Origin of the sequence: Streptomyces sp. AK08-02, assembly GCF_033795085.1 — a bacterium.
Lineage (GTDB): Bacteria > Actinomycetota > Actinomycetes > Streptomycetales > Streptomycetaceae > Streptomyces > Streptomyces echiniscabiei.
The window spans coordinates 353781-364382 of the sequence record NZ_JARAZV010000005.1; the positions used below are offsets into that span (position 1 = coordinate 353781).

Genomic DNA, 10602 nt, shown 5'->3' on the forward strand with positions numbered 1-10602 from the left:
TGTGATGCGTGTTACCGCACGTCGACGTAGTCCTCGGCCCCGGAGCCGACGAAATGCCTGCTGTCCGGCTCCAGATGCACCGGCACCCAGGTGCCGTCCATGGGCGCCTTGATGCCCTTGGAGAAGGAGCCGTTGCGCCCGGTCCCCACCCTGCCCATCAGGTACCAGGTGTTCTCGCCCTTCGGCCGGAACAGGATCTGGACCCACTTGCCGCCGTACGCCTTCCAGCTCGTCCAGCCCACCGTGCTGGAGGGCTTCGCCTCCTGGAGGACGCCCTTCACGGTGAGGGTCGCGCCCTTGCGGACCGGCTCGGGGGTGGCGTTCGCGCCGATGATCCGGGTGAGGGCCCGCACCCGGCGCACCACCACGCTGGTGGTGCCCTTGAAGTCCCGGGCGGAATCGCCGGCGTACCGCAGTCGCCAGTAGCCGTCGGCGTCGCCCCGGAGGTGCTCCACGATGAACTGCTCGTCGAAGCCGGTCGTCACGGTCTTCTTGGTTATCCAGCCGGTCCTGCCGTTGGCGGAGCGCTGGATGTCGACCTTGATCCGGCCGCCGTAGCCGTTGCCGGCCAGGCGCACGATGCCGGTGATGTCGAGCTGGGCCTGCTCGTCCTGCGCGATCGTGAACTCGGTGAACCTGCTCGTCGAGGTGACCTTGACCTTCACGTCGGCGGTCGCGGTCCGCGTGATCCAGGCGTTGTACGGGTACGGCGGGAAGCCCACCTCGAACGTGCCGTCACCCTCCACCCGCCGGACGAAGGTGAAGCGGCCGCCGGTGCCGGTGGTGGCCTCGGTCGGGCTGGAGGTGCTGCTGTTCTTGTAGTCCAGCTCCAGTGGGATGCCCGCCAGCGGCTTCCACTCGCTGCCGCTCCGGTACTCCAGCCGCCCGGTGACCTTCATCTCGGTGTTGGTCACGAGATGGAAGCTGTTCTTGTCGAGGATCAGGCGGGTCGGGGCGACCTTGGGTTTGATCGCGACCCAGGGGACCGTGGCGTAGCCCAGGTCGCTGCGGTACTGGGCGAAGGCCCAGCCGCCCTCGCTCAGCTCACGGGCGAGGGAGAAGTGCCCCTGGTCGTCCGTGGTGACGGTCTCCTCGACCGAATCACCGAGGTCGATGTCGACGGAGGCACCGGGCATGGCCTCGGTCGCGCGGGTGCTGGGATCGCGGAGCAGCAGATCACCGGAGGCCGTGACGAGCTTGGCGTCGATGTCCGGCGTGGTCGGTGTGACGGTGAAGTCCGTGATCACGGGCTGCTTCTGGTAGCGCAGCACACCCGCGTTCCGCTGGACGGTGGTCTCGCCGCCGCTGTTCGTGGCCTCGACGTCGATCGTGTACTTGCCGAGAGTGTCCAGGTGGACGGGCTGTGAGGACCAGGTGCTCTCCCAGGGGCTGGCCCAGTACGTCTCGGTGAAGTCGGTGATCGTGGCCACCGGAGTGTCCGTCTCGGCACTGCCGAGCGGGCGCAGCGTCGCGGTGATCTTCTTGACGTCCTCGCCGACCACGCTGCCGTGGTTGATGCGTACGTCGATGACCGACCAGTCCGTGGAGTCGCTGGACGCCTCCTGGACCACCGGAGCGGCGGCGTGGGCCGCGCCGGGTATGGCGAAAGTGGAGAGCAGGACGGCACCGGCCGTCACCATCCCCCTGATGTTGTGCCTCAAGAACCCCCCATGGTTCTCGGTGGGCCACGGCTCCGCAGTGGCCCACGGTGAGCGACGAAGACCCCCTCCGGACAACCGGAGGGGGTCTTCGTGCGATGTGGCTGGGGCCGGGATCGAACCGGCGACCTATCGCTTTTCAGGCGATCGCTCGTACCAACTGAGCTACCCAGCCACGAGGTTTCACGTGAAACATGCAACCTCAGCGGTCCTGACGGGATTTGAACCCGCGGCCTCCACCTTGACAGGGTGGCGAGCACTCCAAACTGCTCCACAGGACCTTGCTGTTGTGCGCGACGTAAGTCTCGCACACCGTGTCGTGTGCTCCCAACGGGATTTCCCGCCGTGAACCGACACCGACTGCGAGTGTCGGACCGCCTGGTCGCCGTGGCCGATCTGGTGGTTCTGAGTGACCGGTTGGGGCTGTTGGCGTGCCGTTGTCGCTGGAAAAGCGTATCAGACCACGGGGGATGCTCCGCGCAGGAGACAGCGCAGGTCGGGGGCGTGCGGCCGGGCTTCGGGAGGTGCTCCGGACGGGTTCCCGACGGGTTCCGGGGGCGATCCGAGCGCGTGTCGGCGCGCGCACCGGGGGCGTGGGCGGCGCTGCGGAGGGTACTTCGCCCGCATGCGGATGAGCGTGCTGGATGTGGGTTCGAACACGGTTCGACTGATGGTCGCGGACACCCGGAACGGCGTTCCCCTGCCGGCGCACACGGCCAAGTGGCGGCTGCGGCTGTCCGAACAGGTGGAACACGACGGAGTGATCCCCGAGGAGTCCGTGCACCGGCTCGTGAAGGCGGTCGCGTCGGCCGCCGCGACCGCCCAGCGGTGGGGCGCGGGCGGGCCGCTGGCCTTCGCGACGGCGGTCGTACGCGCCGCGCCCAACCGGGCCGAGGTGCTGCGGGCCGTACGGGACGAGACCGGCGTACGGCTGTGCACGCTGCCGGGAGAGGTCGAGGCCGAGCTGACGTTCCTGGGTGCCCGGCGGTGGCTGGGCTGGCAGGCCGGCTCACTCGCGCTGTTCGACATCGGCGGCGGCTCCCTGGAGGTGGCGTGCGGGCGCGGCAGACTGCCCGACTTCGCGGCGTCGCTGCCGCTCGGCGCCGGCCGGCTGACCCGGGAGTTCCTCGCCGGTCAGGATCCGCCGTCGGAGGAGGCCCTGAGGGCGCTGCGCCGCCGGGTGCGTCATCAGTTGCGGGACGTGGCCGCACGACTCAGGTGGGAGGGGCCCCACATGGCGGTGGCGACCTCTCGGACCTTCCAGCAGCTGGCCCGGCTCTGCGGGGCCGCACCCGGTCGCCAGGGCGTCTTCGTGGCGCGGCAGCTGACGCGAGGAGAACTCCGCGCCTGTCTGCCCCGGCTCGCGGCCCTGCCGGCGGCCGAGCGGGCGACACTCCCCGGGGTCACCGCGCCGCGGGCCCTGCAGAGTTTGGCCGGAGCGGTGGTCGGGCACACGGCGATGAAGCTGACGGGCGTCAAGAGGCTCACCATCTGCCCGTGGGCCATCCGCGAAGGAGTGCTGCTGCGGTGCATCGAGGACGGTGGATCGTGGTGGGCGGAGATCACCCAGGAAAGGGACGAAGCGCCGGCCGTCGGACTTACGCCGCTGCGGATCGCGGCCCCGGAGGCCTGATGTGCGGGCGTCTCCCGGGCCACCCGTCAACCTCTGGAGGAGTCATGGTGGACAAGGGTCGTACCGACAAGATCAAGGGCAAGGCCAAGGAGATGGCCGGCAAGGCCACGAGCGATCACGAGCAGGAGCTCGAAGGCAAGCTGGAGCAGGCTCGTGGCGAGGCGAAGAAGATCAGGGGCGAGACCCAGGAGCGCGCGGAGAAGGCCGTGCGCGAGAGTCGGCGGGACCGCGACTGAGCCGAGTAGCTGGTTCAGCTGAGCAGCTGAGCAGCTGGTTCGTGGGCCGGGCCCGGAGGCCCGGCCCACAGCGCGGGTTCAGGGGTGCGGAGCAGGTCCCGCCGGGCCCTCCGGTCGTGTCCGGAGGCCGGCGACCGTCTCGGCGATCCGCAGCCGGAACGCCTCGGGGAGGGCGTCGCCCGTGACGGCGCCGACGAGGTCGTCGGCCACGTCGTGCAGCTTGGTGTTGGTGTTCTGGGAGACCGCGACGAGCACTTTCCAGGAGTCCTCGGCGTTCAGCCCGAAGGACGCCATGAGGACACCCCGGGCGAGGTCGATGACGGGCCGCGTCCGCATGGCCCGGCGGAGTTGAATCACCTCGATCCGCAGATCCTGGTCGGTTTCGCCGAGCGGTGCGGCCTCGGCGCCGAGGGTGGGCTCCGTCTCTGTGGCCGGGACCCGGCCGGTCGCGTCGGCCCCGCTCATGACCTCGGTTCCCTTGCCCGAGCCCGAGCCCGAGCCCGAGCCCGAGCCCTCGCCCACGCCGGCGAACAGCGGCAGCGTGCCGGTGATCGAGAAGAGCCGGAGCACCGCGGCGCCCGCCGACCGAATGGTGATGATCTTGCCCTCTTCGAGGGCGTGCCTGCGGACCCGCAACAGGACGTTGAGCCCGGAGCAGTCGCAGAAGTCGACGCCGCTCAGATCGAGGTCGATGCCGCGCTCCGAGCCGGCCAGGGCCTGGCGCAGACCCTTGTGCAGGGCCTGCTCCGTGACGAGGTCGATCGCGCCCGAGACCACGACCAGCGTCGCGTAGCCCTCGGGGCGGGTCTCGATTCCGAGCAGCGGTGCGGGGGCGTCGCTCGACGGAGGGGCGAGCGGTACCGAGGGGACTTCGTTCGCCACCGTGAGCTGCGAAGTAACTGCGCGGTCTGACATTGCGGCCACTCCGTGGACGTCGGGCAGTTTCGTGGCTCTTCAAGCCTCTGCCCGAGAGGGTCGTACGTCAAGAGATACACGAAACAAAGTTCAGCCTTTTGAATACGTGAATCGATGAGCCTATGCTTGTCGGCATGCGTGGAGTACCGGAATCACACACAGGGTGGACGTTCCTCACCAACCACTCCCGTGTCCTTGCTGCGATCGCGGAGAATCCCACCGTCCGCATCCGTGACATCGCCGCACGATGTCGCCTCACCGAGCGTGCCGTTCAGAAGATCGTTTCGGATCTGGAGACGGCCGGTTATCTCACCCACACCCGGCAGGGACGCTCCAACGCGTACCGGATCGAGACCGGGACGATCCTGCGCCATCCCGCCGAGGAGGGGCTGAGCGTGGCGGAGCTGCTGTCGCTCCTGGCGCGGCACGACGCCGAACACGGCGACAGCCGACATGAGTTGCAGTCGACGGCCCCGCACGCGCGAAGCCCGGAAGACGACAGGTAGCGCGCCGACCGGTGGCGCAGGACATGCGGTGACGTGAGACATGTGGTGACGTGAGACATGTGGTGACGTGAGACATGCGGTGACGTGGCCGGATCAGGCGGCGGTCTCGCGGCCGCTGGAGTAGTGGTCGGCGCTCCCCTGGGTACCCGCTTGTGCGACCGGTCCCGCCGGCGGGCCGACGAAGGGACAGCGCTGTGAGCGACCACCCCACCCACACCCCCGGGGCCGACGAAGAGGGGGCACCGGAACCGGAGTCCCGTCCCGCGCCCGTCCCGAGGGATTTGCCCGACCAGCAGGCCGGCGTCGACGAGGACCCCTGGGAACTCGATGACGACGCCCCGGGTGCGACCGGACCCGACGGGCGGCCCGACCCGAAGGTCCCCGACACGGACGAGGCCGGTACGGGCAGGCGCGGCGCTCCGCACTCCGGCAGCGGGCATCCCGACCAGCCCGTGCCCGACGAGCCGACGGCCTGAGTTTCCCGGCGAGCACGCCGAGCGCCGTGACCGCGACAGCCGTAGCGGCGTCCATGAAGCACGAATGGCGGCCACCCCTGATGCGGGATGCCGCCAACCGTATTTACCTGTGCCCCCAACGGGATTCGAACCCGTGCTACCGCCTTGAAAGGGCAGCGTCCTGGGCCGCTAGACGATGGGGGCGAGGACGTGAGAAGCATAGGTGATGCCGGGGACGTTCGCCAAAACGGTTTACGGGCTCGGAACCGAGGACCTCGAAGGCGAAGTCGAGGGTGCGGACGGGCGCGAAGTCGAGGGCGAAGGCGAAGGTGAGGGGACCGGCGTGGCGCCCGGCTGGTTCTCCTTCGGGAGATGGCGGCTCACCTCCGCCGTGGTCAGCCCGAGCCCGCCCAGTTTGATCTCGTCCCAGGCCTGCAGGCGGCGTGTGTCGCGGTCCAGGTAGAGGACGGACGCCTCGATCTGGTCCGGGTTCCGCTTCTCCAGGGCGCGCAGTCCGCTGCCGCCCGTGGACCCTTCGATGCGCAGCCTGGTCCCCTTCTTCATGAGCTCCATCTCCGCGTGGTGGAGGTGCCCGGCCAGTACGAGCGGGACCTCGCCGTCCGTCCGCCGGGCCGCGTTCGGCTCGTGGACCATCGCGATGTCGACCGGGGTGCCCAGGGTCCGTTGGTCGCGGATGGCCGAGGCCAGCCGGTCGCCCGCCAACTCCTGGGCCCGGCTGCCGTCCTGCTCGCCCGCCGAGCGATCCGGCGTGAACTGGGGATCGCCGATGCCCGCGAAGCGCAGCCCCGCGACGTTGATCGCACGGCCGTCGTCCAGGACACGCACGTTCTTCATGCGCTGCAGATAACGCTGGGTGAGCCGCGAGTCATGGTTGCCGCGCACCCAGACATAGGGGGCGCCCAGGTCCTTGATCGGGTCCAGGAAGCCGTTCTCGGCGGCCGTGCCGTGGTCCATGGTGTCGCCGGTGTCGACGATGACGTCGATGTCGTACTGCTCCACGAGCGACGCGATGATCTTCCAGCTCGCCGGGTTGAGATGGATGTCCGAGACGTGCAGGACACGGATCGTGGCCGGGTCGGGCTGGTAGGTCGGGAGCGTGGACGTGACGTCGTAGAGCTTCGTCACGTTGGTCACCAGGCGCGCCAACTCCTTCTGGTAGACGTCGAACTCGGTGACGATGCTGCGCGCGTTGCCGACCAGGGAGGGGGCCGAGGACAGGAGCCCGGAGAACTTCGGTTCCAGGACCGACTTGGGGTTCCAGGTGGCGTACGCCGTCGCCCCCGACGCGACCAGGAGGGTGAGGGCGAGACCGCCGGCCGCCAGGGCCCGGCGGGGGCGGCGGTAGACCGCGAGGCCGAGGGCGGTGGCCCCGGACACGACGGCCACGCAGGAGCGGACGGCCAGGTCGAGGGTGCCGTGCCCGACGTCCTCGGCGACCTCGTCCTGGAGTCCGGAGAGGCGTTCGGGGTGGTCGACGAGGGCCTGGGCGCGGACCGGGTCGAGCTGGTCGACGTTCACGTCGAGGCGGACCGGCGCGGTGTGGCTGTTCAGCTCCAGGGCGCCCAGCGGGGAGATGTTGATCTTCGTGCCGCCGGAGACGGAGGGACGGAGGGTCATCGTGGTGTTCATCGGGCCGACCGGTGCGCGTACGTTGCCGACGATCAGCAGCCCCAGCCAGGCACCCATAAGGACCACCGCGACCAGGCCCAGAGCGCGGGTCCAGGGGTGCGGCGGATGGACCAGCTCGGCGGCCGGACGCGCGCGCCGGGCGCGGTAGGGGCCGGTGAGCGCGGTCAGGGGGCGGCCGAGGCGGCCGGTTGCGGTGCGGGTGGTTCGGGGGTGCGGGGTGTTGGCGGGTACGCGTGCCATTGGTCCCGTATGCCCAACGAGGGACGCGGCTAAGCGGGGTGACACAGAGCACGGCTCTGCGCAGAGCGCGGGTCCGTGAGCCCCGTACGGGCGGCCCGTACCGGACAATGGGCGTGTGCTGGAGATGACGCGCGAGGAGTTCGAGGAACTGGTCGCCGAGTCCCTCGACCGGATTCCGCCTGAGCTGACGAGGCTGATGGACAACGTGGCGGTGTTCGTCGAGGACGAGCCGCCCACGGACGATCCCGAGCTGCTCGGGCTGTACGAGGGGACGCCGCTGACCGACCGCGGGGAGTGGTACGCGGGGGTGCTGCCCGACCGGATCACGATCTACCGGGGGCCGACCCTGCGGATGTGCGAGACGCGGGACGACGTGGTCGCGGAGACCGAGGTGACGGTCGTACATGAGATCGCTCACCATTTCGGGATCGACGACGAGCGGCTGCACGCGCTCGGCTACGGCTGACAGGCCCATGGGGCGGCGGGGACCGCGGGGGCCGCTGGGCCGGGCGCGCGGAGGCTTCTGAGGGGCGCGTGTCTTCTTGTGGGCGACGGGAGTTGAGCACGTTGACTCCTCGACTCCCCACCGGAGGTGGCTGCTCGTGCGCCCCTTGCATGTACCTGTCCGACTGGCCGCCACGGTCGTGGCCGTCGCCGCTGCCGCCGGCTGCATGAGCGTGGGCGACGGCGACGCCGGCCAGGTCAAGCCCTCCCACAGCGCGGGCCACAAGGGCGAGAAGGTGTCCGACGGAGGGGCGGCGCTGACCGGCGGCGGCGGTTCCGGGTGGGCCGACGGGGCCTGGGGTGACGCCAAACACGGGCACGGGAAGGACAAGGGGGGCGCGAAGGGTGCCAGCGGGGCGCCCGCTTCGCCGGGCGCCTCCCCGTCCGCCGGGCAGAGTGTGCCCGCGACGGCACCCACCAAGCCGGCCGGTGGCAGTCCCGGGCCCGTCGGTCCCGGTGCGCCCACACCGACGAAGCCGCAGCCCACACCGACGAAGACCGCCGAGCCGGAGCCCGAGCCGCCGCCCGTGTCCCCCACGCCTCCGCCGGCCTCGCCGGAGCCGACCGTCGCCGAGCCGTCGTCCTCGGTGCAGCCGCAGCAGGCCCAGCCGCAACTGGTCACGCGGGAGCCGGCGCCGGAGGCCGGGGTGCCGGTCTAGTCGACGGCCGGGAAGGGGGTGGGGAGATGGTCGGGAAGAGGGGCTGGGAGAAGGTGCGGGCGAGGTGGCGAAGGCGGGTGACCTGCGGCGACGGCACCCAATTTGCCCAAAGGGGAGGTGGGTGCGTATGGTAGTAGATCGTTTGATCCCATTGCCTGGCGCCGAAGAGATGCGCCGCGTGTGGCGCGTACTCTCCCTTGCCGTGGCTGACCGCATTGAGGCGGTCGTTTGCAGAAATCACGGAGTTGACGGGCGCGTGCCGACGAGACTCCGGAAGGTTTCGCATTCGCATGTCCATTTCCAGTACTGATCACATCGTCGTGCCCGAGAACGAGGACAACGAGGTCATCGACCTCGACCTCGCGCAGACGGCCGCCGACACCGACACCGCCGACTCGGACGACACCGAGCCCGGCGAGCCGGGGATCACCTTCACCGACCTCGGTCTCCCCGAGGGCGTCGTGCGCAAGCTCACGCAGAACGGTGTGACCAGCCCCTTCCCGATCCAGGCCGCGACCATTCCGGACGCCCTGGCCGGCAAGGACATCCTCGGCCGTGGCCGCACCGGCTCCGGCAAGACCCTCTCCTTCGGTCTGCCGCTGCTGACCAAGCTGTCCGGCGGCCACACCGAGAAGAAGAAGCCCCGCGGCATCATCCTCACGCCGACCCGTGAGCTCGCGATGCAGGTCGCGGACGCCCTCCAGCCGTACGGCGACGTCCTCGGCCTGAAGATGAAGGTCGTCTGCGGCGGTACGTCGATGAGCAACCAGATGTACGCCCTGGAGCGCGGCGTCGACGTCCTCGTCGCCACCCCCGGCCGTCTGCGCGACATCATCAACCGCGGCGCCTGCTCGCTGGCGAACGTCGAGGTCGCGGTCCTCGACGAGGCCGACCAGATGTCCGACCTGGGCTTCCTGCCCGAGGTCACCGAGCTGCTCGACCAGATCCCGGGCGGCGGCCAGCGCATGCTGTTCTCGGCCACCATGGAGAACGAGATCTCCACGCTGGTCAAGCGCTACCTGACCAACCCGGTCACGCACGAGGTCGACAGCGCCCAGGGCAACGTCACGACGATGTCCCACCACATCCTCATCGTGAAGCCCAAGGACAAGGCGCCGGTCACGGCCGCGATCGCCTCCCGCAAGGGCCGCACGATCATCTTCGTCCGCACCCAGCTGGGCGCCGACCGTATCGCCGAGCAGCTGTGCGAGTCCGGCGTGAAGGCCGACGCGCTGCACGGCGGTATGACGCAGGGCGCCCGTACCCGCGTGCTTGAGGACTTCAAGAAGGGCTACGTCAACGCCCTCGTCGCCACCGACGTCGCCGCCCGCGGCATCCACGTCGACGGCATCGACCTGGTCCTGAACGTGGACCCGGCCGGCGACCACAAGGACTACCTGCACCGCTCCGGCCGTACGGCCCGCGCGGGCCGCTCCGGCACGGTCGTGTCGCTGTCCCTGCCGCACCAGCGCCGCCAGATCTTCCGCCTGATGGAGGACGCGGGCGTCGACGCCTCGCGCCACATCATCCAGGGCGGCGCGGCCTTCGAGCCCGAGGTCGCCGAGATCACCGGCGCCCGGTCGATGACCGAGGTCCAGGCCGAGTCCGCGGGCAACGTGGCCCAGCAGGCCGAGCGTGAGGTGTCGCAGCTCGCCAAGGAGCTGGAGCGCGCCACGCGTCGTGCGTCCGAGCTGCGCGAGGAGGCCGACCGGCTGATCGCGCGTGCGGCGCGCGAGCGCGGCGAGGACCCGGAGGCGGCCGTGGCAGCGGTGGCCGAGGCCGCCGCTGCCGTCGTCGTCGCGGAGGCCGCCGCCGAGGCGACCGCCGCCGCGGAGGCGCAGCAGGTGCGCGAGGAGCGTCCGCGCCGTGACGAGCGGGGCAACTACGAGCGCCGCGACCGCCGTGACGAGCGTCCGTCGGGTGGCTTCAACCGTGACAACGACCGTGGTGGCCGTTCTTTCGAGCGTCGTGACGAGCGTCCCTCGGGTTCCGGTGGCGGTTTCCGCCGCGATGACCGTCGTGATGGTGGCGGCGACCGTGGTGGTTTCCGCCGCGACGACCGCCCGTCGGGTGGCTTCAACCGTGACAACGACCGTGGTGGCCGTTCTTTCGAGCGTCGTGACGAGCGTCCCTCGGGTTCCGGTCG

10 protein-coding genes and 3 tRNA genes are annotated in these 10602 nt (G+C 70.3%); 7 read left to right on the plus strand and 6 right to left on the minus strand.

The features are described from left to right. Nucleotides 1-11: 11 nt before the first annotated feature. From PV734_RS12595 to PV734_RS12605, 3 genes are all read right to left on the minus strand, one after another. Nucleotides 12-1640, minus strand: a complete 1629-nt coding sequence (locus PV734_RS12595; protein WP_319289488.1) for a hypothetical protein — start codon at nt 1638-1640, stop codon at nt 12-14. Between the two features lie 119 nt (nt 1641-1759). Beyond that, nucleotides 1760-1833 (minus strand) — tRNA-Phe (locus PV734_RS12600). A 31-nt stretch (nt 1834-1864) separates the two neighbouring features. After that, nucleotides 1865-1939, minus strand: a tRNA-Asp gene (locus PV734_RS12605). Nucleotides 1940-2283: 344 nt separating this feature from the next. Here PV734_RS12605 and PV734_RS12610 point away from each other — a divergent pair. Beyond that, the gene (locus tag PV734_RS12610; RefSeq protein ID WP_319096460.1) at nt 2284-3291 is read left to right on the plus strand and encodes a Ppx/GppA family phosphatase; all 1008 of its coding nucleotides are present in this window, start codon (nt 2284-2286) and stop codon (nt 3289-3291) included. Between the two features lie 44 nt (nt 3292-3335). Further along, the gene (locus PV734_RS12615; protein ID WP_319096458.1) at nt 3336-3527 is read left to right on the plus strand and encodes a CsbD family protein; all 192 of its coding nucleotides are present in this window, start codon (nt 3336-3338) and stop codon (nt 3525-3527) included. A 78-nt stretch (nt 3528-3605) separates the two neighbouring features. On the opposite strand, the gene PV734_RS12620 is transcribed toward PV734_RS12615, so the two are convergent. Beyond that, the gene (locus tag PV734_RS12620; RefSeq protein ID WP_319289489.1) at nt 3606-4442 is read right to left on the minus strand and encodes an ANTAR domain-containing protein; all 837 of its coding nucleotides are present in this window, start codon (nt 4440-4442) and stop codon (nt 3606-3608) included. A gap of 134 nt (nt 4443-4576) precedes the next feature. Here PV734_RS12620 and PV734_RS12625 point away from each other — a divergent pair, with 134 nt between their 5' ends. After that, entirely contained in the window at nt 4577-4948 is a 372-nt protein-coding gene (locus tag PV734_RS12625; protein ID WP_319096455.1) for a helix-turn-helix domain-containing protein, read from the plus strand. Between the two features lie 194 nt (nt 4949-5142). Further along, entirely contained in the window at nt 5143-5424 is a 282-nt protein-coding gene (locus tag PV734_RS12630) for a hypothetical protein (protein WP_415924194.1), read from the plus strand. Between the two features lie 110 nt (nt 5425-5534). Here the strand turns inward: PV734_RS12630 and PV734_RS12635 are convergent. Both PV734_RS12635 and PV734_RS12640 read right to left on the minus strand, forming a co-directional pair. Further along, nucleotides 5535-5607, minus strand: a tRNA-Glu gene (locus PV734_RS12635). A gap of 48 nt (nt 5608-5655) precedes the next feature. Then, nucleotides 5656-7293 carry a metallophosphoesterase gene (locus tag PV734_RS12640; RefSeq protein ID WP_319096454.1) on the minus strand — a complete coding sequence of 546 codons (1638 nt, stop codon included), beginning with the start codon at nt 7291-7293 and terminating at the stop codon, nt 5656-5658. A 115-nt stretch (nt 7294-7408) separates the two neighbouring features. On the opposite strand from PV734_RS12640, the gene PV734_RS12645 reads away from it, so the two are divergent. From PV734_RS12645 to PV734_RS12655, 3 genes are all read left to right on the plus strand, one after another. Next, nucleotides 7409-7759 (plus strand): metallopeptidase family protein, encoded by a 351-nt coding sequence (locus PV734_RS12645; protein ID WP_189150830.1) that lies wholly within the window; start codon nt 7409-7411, stop codon nt 7757-7759. A 136-nt stretch (nt 7760-7895) separates the two neighbouring features. After that, nucleotides 7896-8456 carry a hypothetical protein gene (locus tag PV734_RS12650; protein ID WP_319096452.1) on the plus strand — a complete coding sequence of 187 codons (561 nt, stop codon included), beginning with the start codon at nt 7896-7898 and terminating at the stop codon, nt 8454-8456. Nucleotides 8457-8746: 290 nt separating this feature from the next. Then, nucleotides 8747-10602, plus strand: a 1856-nt coding sequence (locus tag PV734_RS12655) for a DEAD/DEAH box helicase (RefSeq protein WP_319289490.1), incomplete at its 3' end; no start/stop codon positions are given.